Source organism: Pseudoxanthomonas sp. 134C1, from assembly GCF_057773065.1.
This window is the reverse complement of sequence record NZ_JBYMTH010000010.1, coordinates 1-24,792: the sequence shown is the minus strand read 5'-3', so window position 1 is coordinate 24,792 and position 24,792 is coordinate 1. Positions and strand designations below refer to the sequence as shown.

Genomic DNA, 24,792 nt, shown 5'->3' with positions numbered 1-24,792 from the left:
CTATCCGCGTGCGCCAGCCCGCACGAGGAGATTGACGATGCCGTGGTAATGCCGTCGCCGCGCATGCTGCAACGGAGTGACGCCTTCGCCGTCGGCCAGGTTCACGTCCGCGCCGGCGTCGATCAGCAGTTCCACGATGCGGACGTGGCTGGCGCCGCCCTGCCCCAGGATGATCGCTTCCAGCAGCGCGGTCCAACCCAGCCGGTTGACGTGATCGACCGCCACGCCCGCACCGATCAACGTGCGCACCGTTTCCACATGGCCGCGCTCGGCGGCGGGAATCAGCGCCGTGCCTCCATAGCGGTTGGCGCTCCGCAGGTCGGCGCCGTGCGCCAGCGTCATCCGCAGGATATCCAGGTGGCCGCGCGCGCCCGCGTAGAGATAAGGACTGTCCTGGATGGCGTCCTTGGCGTTCACGTCGGCGCCGGCCTGGATCAGGACGCGTGCCGCCTCCGTCTGGTTGGCATGGGTCGCCAGCAACAGCGCGGTGCGGCCCTCGCCGTCACGCGCGTCGACCGTGGCGCCCTGCCCGAGCAGGCGTTCGACCGCCCGCGCGTCACCCGCGCCGGCGGCTTTCCACAACCGGTTTTCCAACTCTCCTCCTTTTGCGCCGACGCATGCCGCCAGCAGGAGCGTGACGGCGAACAGCCCGCCCGCCACGCGGTACACCATCGATGACATCGGGAACTCCTGGCTGAAGCCGGGACACGGGCCGCGCGCGCGGCCCCGGGACGGCATCCTCGAATGTCCCGGCAGGAGCCGGGCTTGCTTGCCCGGGCCAGGAGCTGATGCTAGAACGCTTCCCACCCATCGGGAAATTAAATATTCGAATGGTCGGAATCCAGAAAACGAATAGGCCCCTGGTCGAACTCGATCTGCTGCGCGCCCTGCTGATGGTCGCCGATTGCGGCAGCTTCACCACCGCCGCGACCCATCTGCATTCGACCCAATCGACCATCAGCCAGAAAGTACGCCGGCTGGAGGAACTGACCGGCCATCGCCTGCTGACCCGCGGTACCCGCGACGTCCAGCCGACCGAAGCGGGCCAGGTGCTGCTGGGCCACGCGCGCCACATGCTCAACGTCAACGACCAGCTGTTCGACAGCCTCGCCGGCGTCAACGTGGCGGTGACCATCCGGCTCGGCGTGCCGGATGACTTCGCCGGCGCCCGCGCCACCCGCATGCTGGCGGCCTTCAACCGGAAACATCCGCAGGTGAAGCTGGAAGTCACCACCGGCCTGAGCCGGGACCTGACCCAGGCCTATGATCGCGGAGAACTGGATCTGGCCCTGGTCAAGCAACGTCGCAATACCCGCGAGGCGGTCCGCTGCTGGCCCGAGCCGCTGCACTGGATCGACAGTCCGCAACGCCCCTGCCTGCACCAGGATCCGGTGCCGCTGGTGACCTTCCCGATGCGCGGCCTGTACCGGGAGGAAATGATCAGCGCCATCGAGGCCGGCGGGCGGCGCTGGCGCATCGCATTCTCCAGTTCATCGCTGGCGAGCATCCAGGACGCGGTCGCCGACGGCATGGGCATCAGCCTGTTGCCACGCCGCGTCATCACCCGCCAGCACAAAGTGCTGGATCGCCGCCATGGCCTGCCTTCCGTGGACAGCTACGAAGTCGCGCTGTTCCATCGCCCGAGCGCGGATGCGCTGGTGCAAGCGCTGGCCACGGAACTGGGACGGCTGGTCACGGCTCCGCGGACGCGGGGCTGAGCGCGGGCACATGCCCGGCGGTCCCGCCGCCCCTGCTCCCGAGCCGCCGTCACGGAGCCGACTTGCAGTACCGTTCGATGAAGTCCTGGTGCGGGGGCATCGTCTCGACACAGCGGGCCAATCCCCGGCGCACCCCGTCGACGAAGCGGATCAGATCGCCTTCGGGCATTTCATCCACGATGGGATGGTAGCCGCGCGGCACGATGCGCTGCCCGAGCATCACCTGGACCCAGCTCGGCAGAGCGAAAAAGTCCTCGCCGTTGCGGAAATAGCGGCCATCCAGGCGGAACAGATCGACTGTCTCGCGCAGGGTATCCGGCACGGCCATCGTCCGGCAGTGATTCCAGAACGGCGTGTCGTCGCGCTCGGTCGCGTTGTAATGCAGCACCAGGAAATCACGGATCCTTTCGTACTCGAAGATCGAATCCCGATTGAAGCGTTCGATCAGCAGGGGATCGAAATCGCGATCGGGAAACAATCCGAGCAGTCGCTGCAGGCCCGATTGCACCAGATGGATGCTGGTGGATTCGAGCGGCTCCATGAAACCGCCCGCCAGGCCCAGCGCGACCACGTTCCTGTTCCAGAACCTGCGGCGCCGCCCCGCGGTGAAGCGCAGCGGACGCGGCTCGATCAGGGCCCGGCCGTCGAGATTGGCAAGCAGGGTCGCGGCCGCTTCGTCGTCGCTCAGGTAGCGGCTCGAATACACGTAGCCGTTGCCAACCCGATGCTGCAGGGGAATCCGCCACTGCCAGCCCGCGGCGCGCGCGGTCGAGCGCGTGTATGGCGTCAGTGGAGCGGTGCTTTCGGACGCCACCGCCATCGCACGATCACAGGGCAGCCATTCCGACCAATCCTCGTAACCGGTCTTGAGCACCTGCTCGATAAGCAGGCCACGGAATCCGGAGCAATCGATGAACAGATCACCTTCGATGCGCTCGCCGCTCTCCATGATGACGGCTTCGATGAAACCGTCCTCTCCGCGCAGGACGGCATCGACCACCTTGCCCTCGATGCGCGTCACGCCCCTGCGCTCGGAAAGATTGCGCAGGTAACGTGCGTACAGTCCGGCGTCGAAGTGATACCCGTAAGCGATATCCGCCAGCGGCGATCCGGCGGGTGCGCCGTCCGGACTCGTCGTGAATCTGCATTGCGGCGCGGCCACCGTGGGCAGCGAGTAGGCGCCGATGTCCGGTGCGCCGCCACCGAGGAACAGTTTGAGCCAGAACTGGTGGAACGGCAGCGGCCCGAGCGAGCGCCCGATCGTACCGAAGCCGTGGATGTAGCTGTCGCCAATGCGGGCCCAGTCGTTGAACTGGATGCCGAGCTTGAAGGTGCCCCGGGTCTGGGTGACGAAATCGGCTTCCTGGATGCCCAGCACGTGCGCGTTGAACAGCCGCATGTGCGGGACGCTGGCCTCGCCGACGCCGATGATGCCGATTTCCTCGGATTCGATCAGGCGGACGTCCGCTCCCTTGCCGATGAAGGTGGCCAGGGTGGCCGCCGCCATCCAGCCGGAGCTCCCGCCGCCGATCACCACCACGCGCTTGATTCGATTGCCGGTATTCGTCATGGCCTGCCCCTCCCCAGGGTCCGCCTCGCGGCGCGCCAATGAAAAATCCCCCTCACCCGTGGGTGAGGGGGATGGATGCCACGGTTCAGAACTTGTAGGTCAGGCCCAGGTAGAGGATGCGGCCGGTGTAGTAGTTGGAGAACGTGCGGGCGTCGGTGTCGTTGCCCAGGTGCGCACGCTGTTCCGACTTGGTCGCGTTCAGCACGGAGCCCGTCAGCGTCAGATAGTCGGTCAGGTTGTAGGCCGCATTCAGGTCCAACTGGTCGTAGGGCTCGCTGTAGATCGTGAAGCCGTTGTTCAAGTTGCCGATCACCTCGCCACGCCGGTTGTAGGACGCGCGCGCCAGGAACCTGTCGTTCTCGTAGAAAACGGTGAGGTTCGCCTGGTTCTTGGCGCTGCCCGCCAGCGGGGATTCACCGATGCTCTCGCCGTCGAGCACGATCGAAGCCAGGTTGGTGTCGTTGTAGGTGTAGTTGGCCTGGAAGCCGATGCCGCTGTCGAACGTATGCTGCGCATACAGCTCCACACCCTGCGACACGGCGTCGCGACCATTGGCGTCGGTGCTGTAGCCCTGGATGGTCACCGTCTCGCCGCCCACCACGATCTGCTGATCGCGGACCACCTGGACGGTGAAGTTCTTGACGTTCTTGCGGAACAGGCCCAATCCCAGCACCGAGCCGGGTTTGAAGTACCACTCCAGACCGACGTCGAACTGGGTGGCCTCGAACGGTTGCAGATCCTTGTTGCTGCCCGAACCGTACCAGCCCGGATTGGTGGTGCCGCCGGCAACCCGGCGATCGTTGCTGTACTCCTCGCTGTAGAACTGGAGGCCGCCGGGATACGCGATGCTGGTGTAGCCCGCGCGGGAAATGACCTTGGAGGCCGCGGCGCGCAGGACCAGATCGTCCCTCAGGTCATAGGCGATGTTGAAGCTCGGCAGGATGTCGGTGTAGGTCTTCTCCAGCGAGGCCAGCTCGTAGGTCTTCTCACGCACGTCGCGGCGCACGAAGCCGGATTCGCAGACGGTTCCCGCCGGCGGTTCGCCCGCGGGGCATGCCAGCGGGTTGCCATCCGGACCATCGACGAAGTAATCGAGGAACCGTTCGACCGAATCGGTGGATTCGGCGCTCTGCTTGGTCCTGGCGATGCGCACGCCGACGTTTCCGCGCAGTCGTTCGGTACGGAAATTGGCCTGGAAGTAGCCCGAATAGATCTTCTCGCCGACGTTGTAGATGAAATCCGGCTCGCGGCGGTTCTGCATGCCACCGTAGCGGCTGTTGAGGTAGTTGATGTAGGCCGGGAAGTTGATGCCCGGGAATACATTCGCGTTGAAGCCCCCAGCGATGTTGCCGATCGGCTTGGAGTAGAAGAAGCCCGGCTGGGCCACGCCCTTCTCCGGGTCGTCGCAGCCGCTGCTCTGGTACCGCGCATCGTAGTCGTCGGGCGATGCGCCCTGGCAGACCCAGTAGGTGTTGCCGGTGTTGCGATGCACCTTGGCGTCGCGATACTTGACGCCGAACTGGATCGAATCCAGCCAGCCATCCTCGAACAGCTTGGTGAAATCGGCCTGGAAGTGGTTCTGCTCGATGCTGGTTTCCTTCCAGGACGAATCGGTCGAACCGGTATCGATCTCGGCGACACCGGCCATCAGCATGTCCTGCAGATTCGGCGAGAACGTCGCCGAGGGCGTGCCGGTCAGATCCCACGCGGTGTAGGTGTTGCCCGCCTGCCAGACGCCATCCACCATGCGGCGCGGCTTGGCCGACATGCGGAAGTTCATCGACGGGCCGCCCTCGGACCAGGTCCGGCCCCCCTTGAACGATGCCTTCCAGAGTGGGCCGATATCCCATTCGATCGCCAGATCGGCCGTCTGCGACAGGGCCTTCTCGCGGCTGTAGCCGCCGGTCAGCTGCGGCGTGGGGATGGTGCAGTCATCCGGGCCCCAGCCGCCCGGATCCATTCCGGCCGCCGCGGCTTCGTCCTCGCTGCAGTAATAGGTCTTGCCCGGCAGCTTTTCGTACTCGGCGCCGGTGACGATGGTGCCGCTGCGATCGAAGGTCAGGCCGTTGAGCAGACGGCCGCCCGGCCAGTTGCCGTCTCCCGAATAGCGGGCGAGATTCCATTCCGGGATCTTCAGCATGTTCAGGGTGTAGTCGCCCTGCAGTTCGAAGCGGAAGTAGTTCGCGGTCAGGGTCAGGTTGTCCGTCGGTTTGAACTGGAAGGTCAGCTGCGCGCCTTCGCGCTCGCGTTCTTCCTCGCGGACGGCGAAGTTGACCGAAGTCGGCATGAAGAAATTCGAGTAGTAGTCGCCGGACTGGTTGTAGAAACCCGACTGGCCCCACCAGTAATGAATGCCGTCCTGCGTCTGCGGACGCCCATTGACGTCGACCGCAGGCGAGCCCGCGTAGTCGTCGCCGTACCACTGGTAGTCCTCGGTGGTGACTTCCATGCTGCGGTTGGTGCGCTTCTGCTTGGTCACGCCCACCAGGACGCCGAACCGATCATCGTCGCTGTGCCAGGAGTACATCGCCGACAGCTGCGGGTCGGTGGTCTTGCTGGTGTCGGAGTACGTGCCTTCGACCGTGGCGAAGCCCGAGTTGCTTTCCATGTCCAGCGGCCGCCGCGTATGCAGGATCACGGTGCCGCCGATGCCGCCTTCGTCGATCCGCGCTTCCGGCGTCTTGAACAGTTCCGCGCTGGACAACATGTTGGCCGGCAGCAGCGTGTAGTTGAACGAGCGCGAGGCTTCATCGTTGGTCTCGGAGGACGCGATGTAGTTGCCGTTCAACTGGGTCAGGGTCAGGTCCGATGCCAGGCCGCGGACACTGACGGTTTTGCCTTCGCCGCCGCTGCGGCTGATGATCACGCCCGGAACGCGCTGCAGCGCGTCGGCCACGTTCTTGTCGGGGAACTTGCTGACGTCTTCCGCGGTGATGACTTCGACGACCGCGTTGGCGTTGCGCTTCTGTTCGAGGCTCTGCTCGATCGAATAGCGATAGCCGGTGACCGTGACCTTGTCGAGGTCCGTGGCGCTCTCGGGCGCGCCGGTCTGCTCCGGGGCGGCCGCGGCCTGCTGTGCGAAGACACTGACCGGCAACGCGGCGGTTGCGGTCAATGCGATGGCGATCGCTGTGGACAGCGAATTCCTGATGCGCTTGCGTGAAACCTGTTTCATTTCAATCACCCTCTCCTGGATTGAACCGGTTACTGACGCTGAATTTATATCGATCTAAATTTTCGGAACCATTTGCCTCGTTCAAATACGCGGAAATCACCCCGTTGCCGGAATGACTGGATACCTCGGTATTGCCCCGCCGCCGCTCCCCACTCGTGACCGCTTCCTTATTTGGATCGATTCAAGCGACGGGCGACAGATTATTACCACAGGGTTTTGCCGGGTGCATGCTGCCGCGCAGCATCCCCGCGCCGGGGCCGGGCCCTCACCCGCTTCGCCGGGAAAGCCGTCGAAACGCGGCCTGCGGGCGCTACCCGTGGATCCCCGCCCTGCCACGTTCCATGTCCGGCCTTCAGGCCGACCGCGCCGCCCACGCCAATGGATGCACCGATGCATGAGCCACCTCGATGCCGGCCATGTCACCGAAGTGGCGCGCTTCCACCACACACCTCAACAACCGGATGACCGCCCCATGGGTAACGACCAGCACGCGGCCGCATCGGGCGTCGATCGCGATTTCGTCCATCGCGCCGAACAGGCGGTCACGGAAGACGGCGAAGGACTCCGCCGCGGGCGGTGCGCAACGCTCGGGATCCGCCCAATAGCGCTGCAACGCCTCCGGTGACTCGCGCCGCAGTTGCGCGATCGGAATGCCCTGCCATTGGCCGAAGTGATATTCGATGAGCCGCGCATCCAGTCGCAGCGGCAAACCGCGCCGCGCCGCGAATTCAGTGGCGAACGCCGAGCAGCGTCGCAATGTGGATGAAACGACGCAATCCCAATGCCGGTCGGTGGTAGCCTCGCGCAACTGTGTCCAGCCCAGGGGTGACAACGCGTCATCCAGCTGGCCCCGGTAGCTGATCCGTCCCGTGTCGCCGTGGCGCAACAGTTCGATGCCGCCATTCGTCTCCTCCGGCATCAAGGCAGGTTTCCCTTGAGCGCCAGGGGCAGTCCCGCGGCCACGAACACGACGCGATCACAGGCTTGCGCCAGCGCCTGGTGCAGGCGTCCGGCCTCGTCCACGAAGCGACGGCTCAATTCGCCCATCGGCACGATGCCGCAGCCGACCTCGTTGCCGACCAGCAGGATGTCGCCCGGCAACGTGGGCAAGACCGCCAGCAGGGCATCGCGTTCGCGTTCGAACAGCCGGCCCTCGGCATCGATCAACAGATTGCTCAGCCACAACGTCAGGCAATCCACGAGCAGGCAACGGCCCTCGGCCGCGTGCAGCGCCAGGGTGGCGGCGAGCGCCGTCGGCGCCTCGACACAGGCCCAGGAAGCCGGCCGTCGCGCGCGATGGTGGGCGATGCGCGCCGCCATTTCGTCATCACCGACGCGGGCGGTGGCGATGTAGGTCACCGCGTGTGCGGAAGCGAGTGCCCAGCGTTCGGCCAATACGCTCTTGCCGGAGCGCGCGCCTCCCAGGATCAGGCTTTGCATGCATCCTCCACTGCCAGCAGGCGGCGCAACGCGCCGGTATCCAGGTGCGTCTCGACGGTATCGGCAAGGCGGTCGATGGCGGCCTCTCGCAGGGCCTGGACGTCCACGGGGAACGCCTGCGCGAGCCCCGCCCAATGCAGCAGCGCGGCCAGCGCCGGCGGTGAATCGAACACGCCGTGCACATAGGTGCCGAGGATCTGATCGTCCGGGGAGCGCGCACCGTCGGTACGTCCGTCCTCCAGCAGCAGCGGCGCCGAGGCAAGCGCGTCGCCGTGACTGACGCCGCAATGGATCTCGTAACCGTTGACCGGGACTTCGTGACCGCCGACGGCGAGCGTTCCGCGCACGTTGCGCAGCTGCTTTCCCGCCACCAGCGTGGTCTCGATGTCCAGCCAGCCAAGGCCCGCGCTGGTACCGGGTGTTCCCTCCACGCCCTCGGGATCCGCGATGGTTCGGCCCAGCATCTGGAAGCCGCCGCAGATGCCGATCACCTTGCCGCCGTAGCGCAGGTGCCGCGCGAGTACGTCGTCCCATCCCTGCGCGCGCAGCCAGGCCAGATCGGCGCGGGTGGATTTGCTGCCCGGCAACACGATCAGATCGCAGACCGGCGGCGTCTGGCCGGGACCGATGAACCGGCAGTCCACCTGCGGATGCGCGCGCAGCGCATCCAGATCGGTGTGATTGCTGATGCGTGGCAGTGCCGGCACCGCCACGCGAAGACGTGCCTCCGGCTTGACCACGGCGATCGTCGGCAAGGCATCCTCCGCCTCCAGATGCAGGCCCTGTAGATACGGCAGGACGCCAAGCACCGGCTTGCCGGTCTCGCGTTCGAGCCATGCCAGTCCGGGTTCGAGCAGGGACAGGTCGCCGCGGAACCGGTTGATGACGAAGCCGCGTACCCGACGCCGTTCACTGTCCGACAACAAGGCGAGCGTGCCGACCAGGTGCGCGAACACCCCGCCACGGTCGATGTCGGCTATCAGGATGACCGGGCAGTCGACCGCCTCGGCATAGCCCATGTTGGCGATGTCGTTCGCGCGCAGGTTGATCTCCGCCGGGCTGCCCGCGCCTTCCACCACCACCACCTCGTAGGCTTCGCACAATCGCGCGTGCGAGGCCAGTACCGCCTCGCGCGCCACCCGCTTGTAGTCGTGATAGGCGGTGGCGTCGAGTCGCGCGACCGCCTGGCCATGCACGATCACCTGCGCCCCCATGTCGCTGTCAGGCTTGAGCAGCACCGGGTTGAAATCGGTATGCGCGGCGAGGCCACAGGCCTGCGCCTGCACGGCCTGGGCGCGCCCTATTTCACCGCCGTCGACCGTGACCGCCGAATTGAGCGCCATGTTCTGCGGCTTGAACGGCGCCACCCGTACGCCCTGCCGGTGCAGCCAGCGGCACAGCGCGGTGACCAGCGTGCTCTTGCCGGCGTCGGAAGTGCAGCCCTGCACCATCAGCACCCGCGCGCTCACGCCGTGGCTCCGGTGTCGATGGCCACGAGTGCCTCGCGCAGGCGATCCAGGCCGGCGACGTCGGGCGGCAGGCCGAAACGCAGGCTGGCCGGCTCCTCGAACAGGCGGGTCAGGATCGCACGGCGCGCCAGTGCCTCATGCAGTTCGCGCGCGCGCGGATGCCGGCACCACTGGAACAGCGCGCAGCCACCGGCGGGCGCAAGGCCCGCGGCGCGCAGCGTTTCGGCCAGGCGCTCGCCGGCGGTGCGAAGATGCGTGCGCGCCCGCGCCTGCCACGCATCGTCGGACAGCGCCAGCCGCAGCGCGTACCGGCTGGGGCCGCTCAACGTCCATGGGCCCAGCCGCTCGCACAGCCGCTCCGTCAGCGGAGCGGCTGCGCAGACGAAACCGGCGCGGGCGCCGGCCATGCCGAAGAACTTGCCGATCGAGCGCAGCACCACCAGTCCCTCGCGTCCGCTTTCGCCGCACAGACTGGCTTCCGGTTCCACGTCGATGAACGCTTCGTCCACCACCAGCCAGCCGCCCCGGCTGGCCAGCCCGGCGTGCAGGGCGAGCAGCCGTTCCGGCGGGAATCGTTCGCCGCCGGGGTTGTTCGGATGTATCAGCACGATCACGTCGAACCGATCCGCCGCCGCCAGCAGCGCATCCGCCGGCATCGTCGCGACGTCGTGCCCCGCCTGGCGCCAGGCGTGCGCATGCTCCGCGTAACCCGGCGCGATGATGCCCACCCGCGAGAGCGGGCGCAGGTGCGGGAGCGCCTGGATCGCCGCCTGCGATCCCGCCACCGGCAGCGGCGTCGGCGCCCGGTAGTACCGGCGCGCAATCTCGATCAGGCCATCGTCCTCTTCCGGCAGGCGCTGCCAGACCGACGCCGGCAGCGTCGGCACCGGCCACGGGAACGGACTGACACCGGTGGACAGGTCGAGCCATTCATCGACGGGAATCCGATGCCGCCGCGCGGCGCGCAGCAACCGGCCACCATGTTCAAGCATGCATCGCCTCCCCACCGATTCCGGTCAGCAGCGCGATCAACAATGCGATCAACAGCCATGTCATCACGCCGCGATTCACCAGCCGACGCGCCGCTGCAATCCCGGCCACGTCCGCCACCCCGCCCTCTCCCAGCGGCGGGCGGTCCTGCCAGCTCCCGTGATACGGCGCCGGCCCGCCCAACCGGATCTGCAGGGCGCCGGCGCCGGCGGCCATCACCGGTCCGGCGTTGGGACTTTTCCATCGCCGCCCCTGGACGCGCCAGCAGTGCAGTGCGCGCGAGGTTCGCCCCAGCACCGCGTAGGTCAACGCGGTCAGGCGCGCCGGCACCCAGTTGAGCACGTCGTCCGCGCGCGCCGCCGCCCAGCCGAATCGCAGGTAGCGCGCCGTGCGGTATCCCCACATCGCGTCCAGCGTGTTCGCCAGCCGGTACAGGACCACACCCGGTGCGCCGAGCAAGGCGAACCAGAACATCGCGGCGAACACCGCGTCATTGCCGTTCTCGAGCACCGATTCGGTGGCCGCCGCGGCCACCTGGGATCCGTCCAGCGCGGCGGTGTCGCGACTGACCATGTCTCCGACCGCGCGCCTTGCACCGTCCAGATCAGCGGCGCCCAGCGCGGCTTCCACGCGTCGCGCATGTTCGTCGAGGCTGCGGCGGCCAATCGCCAGATACAGCACCACCGCCCCGAAACCGGTCGCGAACCATGGAGACACGAGTGCCAACGAATGCTGCGCCCAGGCGGCCACCGCCACGAACGGCAGGATGGCCAACGTCCATGCCAGCACTCCCGCCGCCCTGCCATCACGGTGCAGACGCCGTTCGAGCCGGTTCGCCCAACCGCCGAAGCCGACCAGCGGATGCCAGCGTCGGGGTTCGCCCAGGCCGGCATCCAGGCCCATGCCGGCGAGCATCGCCAACAGCAGGGTCACGGCAGGAACAGCCGCAGCGCGGCCCGCGGATTCGAGGGGAAATAGAAATGCACGAAGCTGGCGGTCAACCGGCGATCCCGATAGACCGCCTCGCGGCTGGGACCGCCATTCGGATTGTGGGCATCGGCCAGCGCGGGGATCGCCATCCGCGCCTGCGCGTAGTGGAAGGTGTGCCCGCGCAAGGTGCCTTCGGGCAGATCCACCGATTGCAGGCCGAGCGCCGCCAATCGGGTTTGAAGCACCGCCTCGCCCGCGAGCAACCCCGCCATCGATGCGCGCCGGCCATCCTTGCCGGTCAGCGTGTCCAGGGCGTACAGCATCCCGCCGCATTCGGCCAACAGGGGCTTGCCGGCATCGCGATGCGCGTGCAGCGCGGCTTTCAGATCATGCCGTCGCGACAGCGTATCCAGGTGCAGTTCCGGATAGCCGCCCGGCAACCAGACCGCGTCGCAGTCCGGCAGCGCGTCGCCGGCCAGCGGCGAGAAGAAACGCAGCTCGGCGCCGGCCGCGCGCAGCAGGTCCAGGTTGGCCGGATACAGGAAGCAGAACGCGGCGTCGCGCGCGATGGCGATGCGCCGGCCACGCAGCAGCCCGGGCACCGATTCGACCTCCGTCGCCGCGAACGCCACCGGCGGTGGCAGCGCGGTGCTGGCGTGCTTGGCCCAGGCATCGGCCAGCGCGTCCAGGCGGAGATCGATATCGTCCAGTTCCTCCGCCGCGACCAGGCCCAGGTGACGCTCGGGCAAGGCCAGTTGCGTGTCGCGCGGCAGCGCTCCGAGCCAGTGCAGATCCGCGGGCAGGCTGCCGCGCAGCAGTTCGCCATGATGCGCGCTGCCGATGCGGTTGGCGGCGACGCCGTGGACCGTGAGGCCTTCGCGGTAGCGTGCCAGGCCGGTCGCCAGCGCGCCGAAGGTCTGCGCCATCGCCGAACCATCGATGACCGCGAGCACGGGCACACCGAGCGCGATGGCCAGATCCGCGCTCGACGGCGCGCCGTCGAACAGGCCCATCACGCCTTCGATCAGGATGAGATCGGCCTCGCGTGCGGCCGCATGCAGGCGCGCCCGCACATCGGCCTCGCCGGTCATCCACAGATCCAGTTGATACGCCGGCGCACCGCTGGCCCGCGCCAGCACCATCGGATCCAGGAAGTCCGGACCGGTCTTGAAAACCCGCACGCGCCGTCCCTGGCGGGCATGCCATCGCGCCAGCGCGGCGGTCACGCTGGTCTTGCCCTGCCCCGATGCCGGGGCGGAGACCAGCAACGCGGGACAGAGGGAGGCCGGGGAATCCGTCATCTACAGTTCGATCCCATGCTGGGCCTTGATGCCCGCCTTGAACGCATGTTTCACCAGACGCATTTCGGTGACCGTATCGGCGACCTCGATCAATGCCTCCGGTGCGCCACGGCCGGTGATGACCACGTGCTGGCGCGTTGGCCGCGCGGCCAACGCGGCGAGTACGGTGTCCAGCGGCACGTAGTCCTTGTTCAGCGCGATGTTGAGTTCGTCGAGCAGGACGAAATCATAGGCGGAATCCGACAGCATGCGCGCGGCTTCCCGCCATGCGGCGTCCGCCGCAGCGATATCGCGGCTTCGATCCTGGGTTTCCCAGGTAAAGCCCTCGCCCATCACCCGATAGTCCAGATCCTCGCCGAAACGGCGGAAGAACGCTTCCTCGCCGGTCGAGAAGCTGCCCTTGATGAACTGCACGACCCCGCAGCGGAATCCATGGCCGAGGCTGCGCGCCAGCATGCCGAAACCGGAAGAGCTCTTGCCCTTGCCGTTGCCGGTGTTCACCACCAGCACGCCGCGATCGATGGTGGCGCGGGCGATGCGGCGGTCGACCAGTTCCTTCTTGCGTTGCGCGCGTTCGCGGTAGTGCGCGTCCTCGTCCAGGCCGCGGCGTTCGCTGCCCCGGCTCATGCCGGCGTGCCCGTCCGGGCGGCGGTCCGCGCGGCGAAGGCGCGGATCACCGCCCGCACCGCGAAGGCGACGCCGACATAGCCGGCCAGCGTGCCGAGCGCACGGGGATAGTAGTGCGGGACGCGGGCGATGAAACCGCCCAGGGTCGGATCCGGATGGCGGCCGGAGAAGAAAAAGAAACCTCCCTTCGACAGCAGGTAGGCGACGGTCGCGCTCGCCACCAGCACCAGCGCCAGCCGCGGCACAGTGCTTATCCGATCCCGGTGCAGGCCGCGATAGACATGCCCGCCCAGCCACAACGACGCATAGGCGAACGCGAGCGCCCAGTACGCAGGCGACAGGCACCAGTCGGTGATCGTGCCGCTGGCGAGGCTGGCGAAATCCAGCAGCGAGGACAACAGGAAGAACGCGGGCAGCGTCCACATCGGCCGCAGCAGCGCGCCGGCCAGAAAGAACACCGCCCAGGACGCGCTGGGCAGTGCGTCGACGCTGGCGAAATGCTGGCCGCGGGTAGTGATCATCAGCATCGCCAGGGCGGTGCCGGCCAGGATCTGCGCGCGTGTCGACGCCAGCGGCAGGACGGAACCGGAAACGGGCTTCAGGGACATCGGGGTTCTCCTGCTCAGGTATCGAGGGAAGCGGAACGGCGACGGAAGGTCACGATCAGGGCGTGCACGAGCAATGCGCTGATCACGTAGGTCATGGTGGTGCGCACGAACAGCGGCCCCCATTGCCAGACGCGTGCGAGGTATTGCGGCCACTCGGGATGCGGATAGCGTCCACCCAGCCAATAGAAGGCGCCATTGGAGATCAGGAAGGACAGTGACGCGCAGGCGCATGCGACCAGCAGCGCGCCGGCCAGGCCGCGCCATCCCCGCATCCCGCTGTCGGACCAGGCCCGACCGCCGTACCACAGCACCGCGTATGCGGGCAGCAGAAACGCGTAGGCCGGCGTCACGCAGAAATCGCTGACACCGGCCACGCTGACGGCGGCCCAGTCGATGAGCACCGCCAGCGCCAGCAGCGCCAGGAATGGAAGGTGCCGGCGCAGATACAGGCCACCGAGGAAGAACAGCGCCATCGAAGCATCCGGCAGATGCAGGACGGTGCCGAAGTGATGGAAGCGCGTGGCCACCATCAGGACGGCGAACGTGGCCAGCAGGCCGAGGCGAACGGAGGACGACAAGGGATTCATCGATGCCTCCGCTCAGCGTGCGACGGGCTGGTAACGCAGGGTCAGCAACCACGTGCGTCCCGGCTGGTTGTACAGCGCCGCGGTCTCGTAGCGCCTGTCGAACAGGTTTCCACCCGACAGCTGCAGGTTCCAGGCGGGGGCGAACGCATATCCCACGCGAAGATCCAGCAGGCCATAGCCACCCAGCCGGGTGGTGTTGGCCAGGTTGTCGTAGCGCTCGCCCACGCCGACGACGCTCGCGCCCAGGCTGAAGCGGCCGAAACGCCGATCCGCGTCGATGCGGCCACTGGCGCGCGCGCGGCGCGGCAGCACGTTGTCGTGATTCGGATTGTCGCCGTCGTTGCGCGGATCCAGGCGGGTCAGGCTGGCGCGCAGATCCCAATCCTTCACGCGCACCCCGCCCTCGGCCTCGATGCCGCGGATGCGCGCCCGATCGATGTTGTTCGGGCCACCAAAGTCGCCGAGCGAGGCATCGAACGCAATCATGTCGTCGATGCGGGTGTCGAAGGCATGCAGCGCCCAGCGCGCCTTGCCGTGTTCACCGCGCAGGCTCAACTCGAAACTGCGCGACGTCTCCGGACCCAGTTCCGGATTCCCATAACCGGGAAAGTACAACTCGTTGAAGGTGGGCGCCTTGAACGCCGTGCCGTAGCTCGCGCCCAGTCGCAACTGCGGGGTGAAGTTCCAGCCCCACAGCACGCTGCCCGTGGTTTCGCCGCCGAACTGGCTGTCGTCGTCGCGCCGCACGCCGGCCTGTACCGAATGATCGCCGAAGTCCTGCTGCCACTGACCGAACAGACCGCGGTTGATGCGGTGATCGCGCGCGTAGCGGGTATTGCTGTCCACCTGATCGGCGGACCAGTCGAAACCCAGGCTCAGCAGCCCGCCACCAACGCCCAGATCGGCCTGCAACGAGGCCAGTTTGCGGCGCGTGTCGAAATTGGAGGAATACACGCCGTCGAGGAAGTTCTCGCTCAGATCCGCGCTGGTTCCCGCGCTGGCGGTGATGCGGACCTGGTCGTTGGCGGCGTAGCGTATCCGTCCGCCCACCACCTGCTGGACGGTGTCGGCCTCGTTGTTGAGGCTGCCGTCGTATTCGTTGCGTCCTTCGGCGCGGAACAGCCGCAGTTCCGCATCCCAGTGCTCGTCGAAGCGATAGCCGCCCTGCAGGGTCAACGACGTGTTGCGGTAGCCGTCGCGGTCCGGATCGAAGTTACGGGTTCCCCGATAGGCATTGATGCCGTCGGTTTCCTCGTGTCCGGCCTGGATCGCATACCAGCCGCCGCCGGCTGCGTCGCCGCTCCGGCCGCCCGCGCCCACGGAAACCCGGCGGGTGCGCTCGCTGCCGACGGCCGCGCTGAAGTTGGGCGTGAACGCACCGTGCGGACGACGGGTGAAGATCTGGATCACGCCGCCCAGCGCCTCGGATCCATACAGGCTCGAGAACGGGCCGCGCACGATCTCGACGCGTTCGATCTGCTCGACCGGGATGTCCTGCAGCGACGCCCCGCCACTGGTGGCCGATCCCAGCTTGATGCCATCCACCAGCACGAGCACGTGATCCGATTCGGTGCCACGCAGGAACACCGAGGTGGATTTGCCGGGACCACCGTTGTTGGCGAGCGAGAACCCCGCCCGTCCGGTCAGCAGATCCGGCAGCGAAGCCGGCTGCAGGCGTTCGATTTCCTCGCGGTCGATGACGGTGACCGCGGCCAGCGTCTGATCCTGGGTCTGCGCGGTGCGGCTGGCGGTGACCACGACACCGTCGAGATCGGTGGGACTTTCGGCGAATGCCGGCGCGACGAGGAAAGGGGAAGACAGCAACGACGCCGCCAGGCGATGGCGACGGAAGAACGATTGCGGATGCACGGACACACTCCTTGACCGCGCCTGCCCGCGCGGGAACGTTGGATAAGGACAGGCGGAAAGGGAGTGTCATGGCAGCCCGACACGGATCGAGCCCCATGACATCGCCCACCGCATGTCACGTCGCTCAAAGGCCGGTCTCCGGGCTCGCGAGTGAAGCGTGGCCGTGGGCCGTGCTCCGGATCCGCGCCTTCCCATGCATCAAGCACAGTGGCTGTTTGCGGACCTTGTCTCGCCTACCGTTGCGGGGGCAGCTCCGGAATTGCCGATCATGCATGCACGATCAGGCGCACCGGATTCCCGTTTCAACCACCGGCCAGGCCGGCGGTCACCTCAGGCGGCGCGAGTATAGCAGTTGGCGGGAGTGCCGCTCCGGTGCCTTGCGTGGTGCCGGAGCGGTCTGGCAGTCGCGCTGATCAGCGGCCGACGGGCGCGGATGCCGCGGTGGTCTCGCGACGCAGCGTCACCGGAATCGACTTCACCCGCGCGTCGAGTGCCTTGACCACATCGGCGGTCAGGTCATGGCTCATGTTGCCGGCCAGCACGGTGCCGCGATCGATCAGCACGCCGCAGCCATGCTGCTTGTAGGCTTCGGCGATCAGCGGCTGCGCCGCGGTGGAAATCTGTTCCAGGACGCCTGACCGGGTCGCCTCGATCTCGCGCGAACGCTGTGCGGCGCGTTGCTGCACCGCCTGCGCTTCCTGCACGGCCTTGGTCTGCTCCGGCGTGAGTTTGTCGGCAGTGATGTTTCCGCGCAGGCCGAGACGCAACAGTTCCGACTCGGCGCGGCCCTTGTCACGCTCGATCTCGGCCTGCGCGTCGGTGACCAGCTTCTGCAATTGCACGCCGGCGTCCTTGCCGGCGGCGGCATTGGCGAACACCGCTTCGCGGCTGAGATAGCAGACGCCTGCCACCGCCGGACCTTCCATCGAGGCGACCCCGTCGGCGGCGTGCGCGGCGGCGGTGGAGAACGCCAGCACCAGCAGGATTGCGGTGCGGCGGTACATCGGGGTGAGGGACATGGACATGGCGATACCTGGTTCGAAGGGAATGAAGGGAAAACGCTCAGGGCGCCAGCAGATCGTTGAACCGGCCCAGCGAGGCCAGGTGAAAATGGACCAGCGCCAGCCAGCCCTTGCGATGCCAGTCGACGATCACCGCATCCGGCAATGCGGCGAACCGCTCGGCGTCGACCACATGGAAGCCATCGACACTGGAACGGCGGCCATCCGCGAAAGCGATGTTGGCGCTGCGTTCGATCAGCAGTCCCTGTTCGGCCAGGGCCGCGGCGAACAGGCGGGTGGCCTGGTCCTCGCGGGTGAAGGTGTCGCAGAACTGCAGGGCCTGCCGGGTCAGTTCGCTGAGCTGGCCGTCCTCGAACAGCGGGTTGCCCTCCTCGCCCGACCGGATCACCGCATCCGCGCCGGCATCGATGGCCAGCACGTAGCCATCCGGCTCTCCGGTCTGCACGAATACGAACGGATAACGGCGCACGTACGCGGGGACGTAGGCGTTTTCGGCCCAGGCGCCGTCATTGACGAAGCGGTTGCGGCCGGCTTCCACGCCCAGCACCGCGAGCGGCGTGTGTTCCGGACCGGCGAACACCAGCGGGTAGTTGCGCGAAGCGGCGGCGAATTCGCCGATGACCACCGGCACGGAGTTGCTGGCGGCGGCGAAGCCGGCGCCGCTCGGACGCACCCGCCAGCCGGCGTGTTCGATCGAGGACAGCACGCGCGGTTCGCGATAGAAGAGCGGCCAGGAACTGGCGTCGGCGCCGCCGTTCGGAGCCGGGGATTCGGATTCGGGGTTCTGCGTGTTCATGCTTTTTCCATTCGTTGCGTGATCGGATGCCGGCGGGACGATTTGCGGTTCAGGCGGGGGGATCGAACCGGCCGCGCATGGCGTACAGGATCTGCTTCCCCTCGATGAAGGAATCGACGCACTCGCTGATGTCCTCCGGCGTCTGCCCAGATTGCCGCAGAACCATTTCAACCATATGCCGGCGGATCTCCGAATCGTGCTGCTCGCCCCAGACCTTGATTGGCAGGTAGAACCCGAGCGGCACCTTGCCCCGGGTGACCAGGACCGGGCCGTCTGCCACCAGCACGACTTCGGCGAACTTGTCGGTGAATTTCCTCAGCGAGATGAAACGTTCTTTCACGGTTGCACTTCTTGTTGCGGGGATCCGGGCAACGCCCTTCCCTTCCTGCGGATACGCGGCCACCGCAGGGGGGCCGCGGCGTACGGCCTCAAAACCCGGCGTTGACCTCCAGCTGGAACACGTCGATGGACAGCGGCGGGCCGAACACCTCCTTGGCCGCCATCCAGCGGCCGGTGAGCCAGACGTTGCGGTCGAAGGCATACGAGGCGCCCAGGGTGTAGCCGCGCGCATTGGTGCCGCCCAGGTGGAAGTTGGAGTCGTTGAACCCGTCGGGCAGCGCGTCCGGGTCGATGTGCTTGTAGCCCAGCCACAGGTTCCAGTCCCCGGCCTGGCGCAAGGCCAGGTCCCCGAAGGTGGCCTGGAACAGCCAGGCGGTGTCGCCGCTGCGGATGTCCGCGGCGGTGGGGGCCGCGCCGGCCGGGGTGGCCAGGTTGGTGACGATGCCGCCGTGGGCGCGGGTCCACAGGGCCTGCGGGTCGTAGGCGGTGTTCTTCAGCCAGTGGCCTTCCAGGCGCAGGCGGGTGTCGGCCAGGGCCGGGGTTTCCCAGCTCAGGTTCACGTCCACCAGCTTGAAGCTGGCGGCCAGGCCCACGTACTGCGGCAGCGGGGTGTTGGCCGGGTCCAGCGGGTCCAGGGCCAGGTTGCGCAGGAGCATGAGGGTGTTGCCCTTCTGCATGAAGGCCGGGCGGGTGCCGTCGGTGCTGCAGACCTGGGCGCCGGCATACAGCGCGCAGGGGGCCGAGTACTCGCCGGAGATGTTGCGGAACTGGTAGTAGGCCAGGGCCGCGCGCAGGCGCTGGTCGTCCCCGAAGCGCCAGTTGGCCCCCACCTGCAGGCCGTTGAGCCACTTGTCGCGGCTGGCCTGCTTGTCCTGACTGGTGGCCGGGAAGTTGTCGGCCGAGTACTCCAGCGGGCTCAGGCCCAGGGTGGCGAACAGGTCCAGCCCTTCGCCCGCGGCCCGTTCGTACTTGACCGCCACGCCGTCGAAGTTCAGGTCATTGGAGAACAGGATGTCGGTGGAGCGGTACGGGTTGGCGAAGCGTCCGCCGGTCAGTTCCAGGCCCGGCAGCGGTGTCCAGGCCAGCCAGGCCTGGTCCAGCCAGGCGTCCTTCTTGGCCAGTCCGCCGCCCAGGGTCTGGGTGGTGGAGACCGGGCTGGTGTCGTTGCCGGTGGCCAGGCGCACGCCGGCGCGGGTGTGTTGGCCCAGTTGCGCCAGCACGCCCAGGCGGGCGCGGATGCGCCAGGAGTTGTTGCGGTCCTGGCGGGTGTTGCGCAGCGGCGGCAGGTCCAGGTGGGTGTTGGGGTTGATGTCGTAGCCGGCCCCGGCGTTGATGCGGGCCCAGTCGGTCTCGATGGGGCTGTTGCGTTCGGAGAACAGGCGCGACTCGTTGCGCACGCGCACGTCCCCGGTCACCTGCACCCGCTGGGTCCACTCGGGCACCGCGTCCGGGGCGGCCCAGCGTTCGGCCTGGGCCTGGGCCAGCACGTCGGCCTTGACCTCCTCGCGCAGGCCCTGGCGCACGGACTCGGACAGGTAGGGCACGCGCACGTCGCCCGGTTCCAGCGCCGGGCCGGCGGCGGTGGCCGGGCGGGCGGCGGCTTCGCGGCGGGCCTCGTCCAGCAGTGCCTGGCCCACCTCCGGGGTGAGGGCGCCGCTGTCGATGAGGCCGCGGATGAGCTTGACCAGGGTGCTGTCGGGGGCCGGGGCGTCCTGGGCCCGGGCGGCGGTGGACAGGGCCAGGGCCAGGCCCAGGCCGGCGGCCAGGGCGGCCAGCGGGCGGGCGCTACGGAGGGGGGAACGGGTCATGGGGGGCTCGCAGAAAGTCATCAGGAAAAGAGGAAGAAAGGCGGACGGGCCGGCTCAGCCGGCCGGCCGGCGGCCCTGCACCAGCACCCGGGCCGGGAAGGCCAGCGAGGCCGGCGGGCGTTCGTCCAGGCGGCCCACGGCGCGGATGGCCGCCAGCACCGCCTGGTCGGCCTCGGGGTTGCCGCTGCCGCGCACCAGTTCGACCCGGCTCAGTTCGCCGCCGGGGTCGAGCCAGATGTTGAGGGTCAGCTGGAAGGCCAGCGGGCGCAGGCGCTCCTCGCGGGCCACGGCCTGCTGCAGCACGTAGCCCAGGTAGCGGCCATAGGCGGCGTTGCCCGCGCCGCCCGCGCCCGCGCCGCTCATGCCGCCGCCGCTGCCGGACTGGATGCCGAAGTTGTCGCTGCCGGCCTGGGCGTCGGCGTTCATGGTCACCGGGTCGGCGGTGTCCGGGGTGGGGGCTTCCTCGGTGGGCTTGGGCACGTCCTCCAGCGGTTCGGGCTCGGGCATGACCTCTTCGGGTTCCACGTCCGGTTCGGGCGTGGGTTCCGGTTCCGGCGGCGGCGGCGGGGGTGGCGGCAGGGCCAGCAGCGGCACCGGGGCGACCGGCCGCTTGCTGCTGGCCGGGCCCTGGAACAGCAGCCACCCGACCGTCAGGGCCAGCAGCGCCAGCAGGCCCAGCACGCCGGCGGCCACCGGCCAGCGCCGCGCGCGGGCCGGCGGGGGGGACGGGGGCAGGCTCATGCGCTCACCCCGGCACCTTGCCGGTGACCAGGCCGACCTGGGTCAGTTCCAGCTTGCGCAGCAGGTCCAGCACCTCCACCACCCGCGCGTACTGCACCTGCGCGTCTCCGCGCACGATGACCGGCAGGTCCGGGTTGACCGCCTGCTCGGTGCGCAGGCGCTCTTCCAGTTCGGCCAGGCTCACCGGGTAGGCGTCCAGGAAAACCTGCCCGGCGTTGTCCACCGTGATGGCCTTGGTCTGCGGCTTCTCCAGCGCCACCGAGGCGCTGGCCTTGGGCAGGTTCACTTCAATGCCGGGGATGGTGGCGTTGCTGGTCAGAATGAAAATGACCAGCACCACCAGCAGCACGTCCACGAACGGGGTGACGTTGATGCCCTTCTCGCGCTTCTTGACGCCGAATCTCTTGGCGGCCATGGCGCGCTCCTCAGGCCCGCACCGAGTGCAGCACCGGCGGCGCGGCGCCGGCGGCGTCGAACTCTTCGGCCAGGCGGGCGCTGAACTCGTCCACGAACACCGCCATGTCCGCGGCGATGGCCTCGGCGCGGGCGGCCAGCCAGTTGTAGCCAAACAGCGCCGGGATGGCCACGCCCAGGCCGGCGGCCGTGCACAGCAGCGCCGCGGCCATGCCCGGGGCCACCGAGTTGATGTCCACCGCCCCGGCCATGGCCGCCACGGCGAACACCAGCATGATGCCGATGACGGTGCCGAACAGGCCCACGTAGGGCGCCCCTTCAATGGTGGTGGAGAGCCAGTTCATGCGCCGGCCCATGCGTTCGGTCTCGCGGATGAGTTCGGCGTCCATGGCCGCGCGGATGGCCGCCAGCGCGGCCGCGCTCAGGCCGTGGGCGTGGGCCTGGCGGCCCTTGAGTTCGGCCATGGCGATGGCGTACAGCCGCCACAGGGAGGAGGCCTGGCACACGTCCTGGCCCAGGGCGCCGGTGCCGGCGCGTTCCTGCAGGGCGGCGGCCGGCTGGCCGGCGACCTGCTGGTACTGGGCCGAGAAGGCCGCGTTGGCCCGGGTCACGGCCCCGAAATAGCGGCCCTTGGTCAGCATGAGGGCCCAGGACAGCAGCAGCATGGCGGTCAGGATGGCCACCACCACCCAGGCATCGACCGGCATGGCCTTCAGGATGAACCCGAAATGGCTCACCCCGGCGTTCTGTTCGTCTTCCCCGAAGGCGGTCAGGCGCGAGGCCGCCCCCTGCGAGAGCGCCTCGGCCCGCAGCAGGCCGGCCGGGCGCGCGACCTTGGACAGGCGCACCTCGTCCAGGGCCCCGGCGAAGGGCTGGGCGGCCGGCACCGGGGCGCTGGCTTCGGCGGCCAGCGGGTCGGCGCCCAGCCGCGCCGGGCCGGCCAGCGCCGGCAGCGGACTGGCCAGCCGCGCCGCTTCGCGCCCGCCCACATACAGCACCACCCCGCCGGCATCGGCGGTGAAGGCCAGGTGGCTCCACTGCCCGGCCGTCAGCGCCGGCACCGGCGCGCTGCGCGCCTGGTCCACCTGCACGAACGGCACGCCGTTGTCCACGCCCAGCAGCAGCACGTGCTCGCCGTCGCGGCGCGCGTACACCGCCTGGGTCGGGCCCAGCTGCTCGGGCTTGACCCAGGCCGAGAACGTCAGGGAGCCGCCGGCCGGCACCGCCAGCGAGGCCGAGGCCGGCAACTGCAACGCCTCCCCGCGCTGCGCGCCGCGGCCGATGACCGCCGCGGCCAGCGGGGTGAACGCGCCGGTGGCGTGGTTGGCGTAGGCGGTGACGTCGCGGGCCTGGGTGTCCGGACCGGCGAAGTGGTACACCGCGGTGTAGTCCGGGTCGAACACCAGTTGCCCGTTGCCGGCGGCCGGGGCCTTCGGGTTGCCGTAATACATCCACAGGGTCTGCGCGCTGGCCGTCACCGCCGGCACGTCCACCCAGATGAGGGCCATGCCCAGGTCCGCGTCGTACAGCTCGACCTGGTGGTTGAGCACCGTGCGGCCGTCGGCGGCCAGGAAGCGCAGGTCCTTGCCGCCCTGGCCCACCCCGTCGAAAGCGAAATTGCCGGTGTGCAGGCGCACCAGCACCGGCATGCGCCCGACGCTGGCGCCCAGCCCGGCGCCCTGCGGACCGGCGTCCACGGTGATGGGCTTGCGGTACTTCCAGTCGGCCTGCCACCACGGGGCCGGGGCCTGGGCCCAGGCCAGCCCGGGCAGGAACAGGCCCAGGCACGTCAACAACAGAATGAGCACGCGTTGCATGTGAATCTCCAGAAAAGAAAGACGGGGGAAGGCGCTCAGTAGCTGGCGCCCACGCTGATGTGCAGGCGGTCGGCGCCGCGGGTGGTGGTGGGGCCGTCCAGCAGGCTGTGGCCGTAGTCCAGGCGCACGTTGAAATGCTCGGTCACCTGGAAACTGGTCCCGAACCCCAGCGCGGCCAGCGAGGCCTCGGCGGCCTGCTCGGGCAGCGGCTTGCGCAGCCCCAGCCAGGCCCCGTCCAGGTAGCCGTGGAAGCGCCAGTCGCGCAGGCCCCAGCGCGCCACCGGCGCGCTGCGCCACTCCAGGGTGAACATCGCCCCGTAGTCGCCGATGGCCTCGGCCGAGCGGTAGCCGCGGGTGGTGTACATGCCGCCGGCGGCGAACTGCTCGCCGGACACCAGCGGCTGGTCGGTCAGCTGCGCCGAGACCTTGGCGAACCACTGCGCCCCGCTGGCCAGGGTGAGGGTGTCGCTGACATCGGCCTTGAGCACGAAAAAGCTGGCATCGGCATAGGCCCGCTTCCAGTCGAACGCGTCCGCGCCGCTGCCGTAGCCCAGCAGGCTGCGCGCCCCGAACACCGCCTGCAGCCCCAGCGCGAACTGGTGCCGCTCGCCCTGCCGGAACCCGCTGTAGGCCAGGCTCACCGGCGCGTACTTCAGCGGCGCGAAGTCGGCCGCCATCCCGGTCAGGGCCACCGCCTCGTCCATGTCCTTGAAGTCCACCCCCACCGCGACCTGGTGCCACCAGGGCCCGCTCACCGGCAGGGTGCGGCTGAACTTGACCCCCAGCGCGTGGCCCTTGCCGGTGACCTGGGTCTGCCCGCTGGACACCACGTTGCTGTCGGAACGGTAGCCGGACACCTCCAGCGCCCCGTCCGGGCCGCCCAGCGGCAGCCGGTAGGACCCGGACCACACGCTGGCCTCGTCCCGGTCCTGCGGGGCGGCGAACCAGGTCAGCGAGGCGCTGTGCTCGCGCTGCCACAGGTTCTCGTGGCCCACCGTCAGAATGCTGCGGGTCGGGGTGGTGTCCACGCTGTGGTCGTTGTTGACCGTGGCGCTGACCCGCCACGGCGAGGCGTCCTCCACCTTCAGGTCCACGTCCATCGTCCCCTCGCCCGCCCCGGGCTTGACCAGCGGCACCACCTGCCGGCGCGCGGTGCGGTTGAGCGCGGCCAGTTCGGCCTGGGCGCGGGTGAAGTCCGGCACCTGGCCGGCCGCCAGCGCCGGCACCGCCGCGCGCAGCCGCGCCGGGTCGTGGTAACGCGCCCCCACCACCTGCACCGTCCCCACCCGGGTCTGGGTCACCTGCAGCAGCACCACCCCGCCGCTGACCTGCTGCCCGGGCAGGTCCACGTACACGGACTGGTAGCCGCGCTGCTGGTAGGCCGCCTGCAGCGCCGCGCGCGCGGCTTCCACGTCGGCCAGGGTCCGCCCCGGGCCCAGGTACGGGCTCACCGCCTGCTCGATGGCCCGCGCCTCCAGCACCGTGTTGCCCCGCACCCGGTACTCCTGGATGTTCACCCGCGCCACCGGCGCGCTCGCCCCCGCTCCCGGCTCGCCGGCCTGCGCCTGCGC

The 24,792-nt window shown here is 68.7% G+C and carries 22 protein-coding genes and 1 riboswitch; of the genes, 1 reads left to right on the top strand and 21 read right to left on the bottom strand.

Features of this window, described 5'->3' with window-relative positions:
• On the bottom strand, positions 1-681 hold the full coding sequence (locus AC3DEZ_RS16440; RefSeq protein ID WP_488389178.1) for an ankyrin repeat domain-containing protein: 681 nt from the start codon (positions 679-681) through the stop codon (positions 1-3).
• Positions 682-830: 149 nt separating this feature from the next.
• On the opposite strand from AC3DEZ_RS16440, the gene AC3DEZ_RS16435 reads away from it, so the two are divergent.
• Positions 831-1,718 (top strand): LysR substrate-binding domain-containing protein, encoded by an 888-nt coding sequence (locus AC3DEZ_RS16435; RefSeq protein ID WP_488389177.1) that lies wholly within the window; start codon positions 831-833, stop codon positions 1,716-1,718.
• Between the two features lie 49 nt (positions 1,719-1,767).
• Here AC3DEZ_RS16435 and AC3DEZ_RS16430 read toward each other — a convergent pair whose 3' ends face one another.
• From AC3DEZ_RS16430 to AC3DEZ_RS16335, 20 genes are all read right to left on the bottom strand, one after another.
• Positions 1,768-3,288: a tryptophan halogenase family protein gene (locus AC3DEZ_RS16430; protein WP_488389176.1), complete on the bottom strand. Its 1,521-nt coding sequence runs from the start codon at positions 3,286-3,288 to the stop codon at positions 1,768-1,770.
• Positions 3,289-3,373: 85 nt separating this feature from the next.
• Positions 3,374-6,463: a TonB-dependent receptor gene (locus AC3DEZ_RS16425; protein ID WP_488389175.1), complete on the bottom strand. Its 3,090-nt coding sequence runs from the start codon at positions 6,461-6,463 to the stop codon at positions 3,374-3,376.
• Between the two features lie 352 nt (positions 6,464-6,815).
• Positions 6,816-7,382 (bottom strand): histidine phosphatase family protein, encoded by a 567-nt coding sequence (locus tag AC3DEZ_RS16420; protein ID WP_488389174.1) that lies wholly within the window; start codon positions 7,380-7,382, stop codon positions 6,816-6,818.
• A complete protein-coding gene (gene cobU, locus AC3DEZ_RS16415) occupies positions 7,382-7,903 on the bottom strand; it encodes a bifunctional adenosylcobinamide kinase/adenosylcobinamide-phosphate guanylyltransferase (protein ID WP_488389173.1) in 522 nt (173 codons plus the stop codon). The genes AC3DEZ_RS16420 and cobU overlap by 1 nt, the downstream gene beginning before the upstream one ends.
• Positions 7,891-9,372 carry a cobyric acid synthase gene (locus AC3DEZ_RS16410; RefSeq protein ID WP_488389172.1) on the bottom strand — a complete coding sequence of 494 codons (1,482 nt, stop codon included), beginning with the start codon at positions 9,370-9,372 and terminating at the stop codon, positions 7,891-7,893. The genes cobU and AC3DEZ_RS16410 overlap by 13 nt, the downstream gene beginning before the upstream one ends.
• Complete coding sequence (gene cobD, locus AC3DEZ_RS16405) at positions 9,369-10,364, bottom strand: threonine-phosphate decarboxylase CobD (RefSeq protein ID WP_488389171.1); 996 nt, start codon at positions 10,362-10,364, stop codon at positions 9,369-9,371. The genes AC3DEZ_RS16410 and cobD overlap by 4 nt, the downstream gene beginning before the upstream one ends.
• A complete protein-coding gene (gene cbiB, locus AC3DEZ_RS16400; protein ID WP_488389324.1) occupies positions 10,357-11,277 on the bottom strand; it encodes an adenosylcobinamide-phosphate synthase CbiB in 921 nt (306 codons plus the stop codon). Before cbiB ends, cobD begins: the two co-directional genes overlap by 8 nt.
• Positions 11,278-11,291: 14 nt before the next feature.
• On the bottom strand, positions 11,292-12,593 hold the full coding sequence (locus AC3DEZ_RS16395) for a cobyrinic acid a,c-diamide synthase CobB (protein ID WP_488389170.1): 1,302 nt from the start codon (positions 12,591-12,593) through the stop codon (positions 11,292-11,294).
• A complete protein-coding gene (cobO, locus tag AC3DEZ_RS16390) occupies positions 12,594-13,220 on the bottom strand; it encodes a cob(I)yrinic acid a,c-diamide adenosyltransferase (protein ID WP_488389169.1) in 627 nt (208 codons plus the stop codon). It lies immediately after the preceding gene.
• Complete coding sequence (locus tag AC3DEZ_RS16385; RefSeq protein ID WP_488389168.1) at positions 13,217-13,828, bottom strand: hypothetical protein; 612 nt, start codon at positions 13,826-13,828, stop codon at positions 13,217-13,219. Before AC3DEZ_RS16385 ends, cobO begins: the two co-directional genes overlap by 4 nt.
• Before the next feature lie 14 nt (positions 13,829-13,842).
• Positions 13,843-14,415 carry a hypothetical protein gene (locus AC3DEZ_RS16380; RefSeq protein WP_488389167.1) on the bottom strand — a complete coding sequence of 191 codons (573 nt, stop codon included), beginning with the start codon at positions 14,413-14,415 and terminating at the stop codon, positions 13,843-13,845.
• A 12-nt stretch (positions 14,416-14,427) separates the two neighbouring features.
• A complete protein-coding gene (gene btuB, locus AC3DEZ_RS16375; protein WP_488389166.1) occupies positions 14,428-16,290 on the bottom strand; it encodes a TonB-dependent vitamin B12 receptor in 1,863 nt (620 codons plus the stop codon).
• Positions 16,291-16,396: 106 nt separating this feature from the next.
• Positions 16,397-16,632: riboswitch (cobalamin riboswitch) on the bottom strand.
• Between the two features lie 65 nt (positions 16,633-16,697).
• Positions 16,698-17,309: an OmpH family outer membrane protein gene (locus tag AC3DEZ_RS16370; protein WP_488389165.1), complete on the bottom strand. Its 612-nt coding sequence runs from the start codon at positions 17,307-17,309 to the stop codon at positions 16,698-16,700.
• 37 nt (positions 17,310-17,346) lie between these two features.
• Complete coding sequence (locus AC3DEZ_RS16365) at positions 17,347-18,102, bottom strand: SapC family protein (RefSeq protein WP_488389164.1); 756 nt, start codon at positions 18,100-18,102, stop codon at positions 17,347-17,349.
• A 49-nt stretch (positions 18,103-18,151) separates the two neighbouring features.
• Positions 18,152-18,442: a hypothetical protein gene (locus tag AC3DEZ_RS16360; RefSeq protein ID WP_488389163.1), complete on the bottom strand. Its 291-nt coding sequence runs from the start codon at positions 18,440-18,442 to the stop codon at positions 18,152-18,154.
• A gap of 88 nt (positions 18,443-18,530) precedes the next feature.
• Positions 18,531-20,249 (bottom strand): putative porin, encoded by a 1,719-nt coding sequence (locus AC3DEZ_RS16355; protein WP_488388304.1) that lies wholly within the window; start codon positions 20,247-20,249, stop codon positions 18,531-18,533.
• 54 nt (positions 20,250-20,303) lie between these two features.
• Entirely contained in the window at positions 20,304-20,990 is a 687-nt protein-coding gene (tolA, locus tag AC3DEZ_RS16350; protein ID WP_488388305.1) for a cell envelope integrity protein TolA, read from the bottom strand.
• A 4-nt stretch (positions 20,991-20,994) separates the two neighbouring features.
• Positions 20,995-21,405: an ExbD/TolR family protein gene (locus tag AC3DEZ_RS16345; RefSeq protein ID WP_488388306.1), complete on the bottom strand. Its 411-nt coding sequence runs from the start codon at positions 21,403-21,405 to the stop codon at positions 20,995-20,997.
• A 10-nt stretch (positions 21,406-21,415) separates the two neighbouring features.
• Complete coding sequence (locus AC3DEZ_RS16340; RefSeq protein WP_488388307.1) at positions 21,416-23,221, bottom strand: DUF2341 domain-containing protein; 1,806 nt, start codon at positions 23,219-23,221, stop codon at positions 21,416-21,418.
• A 35-nt stretch (positions 23,222-23,256) separates the two neighbouring features.
• Positions 23,257-24,792 (bottom strand): ShlB/FhaC/HecB family hemolysin secretion/activation protein (locus AC3DEZ_RS16335; protein WP_488389162.1); only part of this gene is annotated, 1,536 nt, incomplete at its 5' end.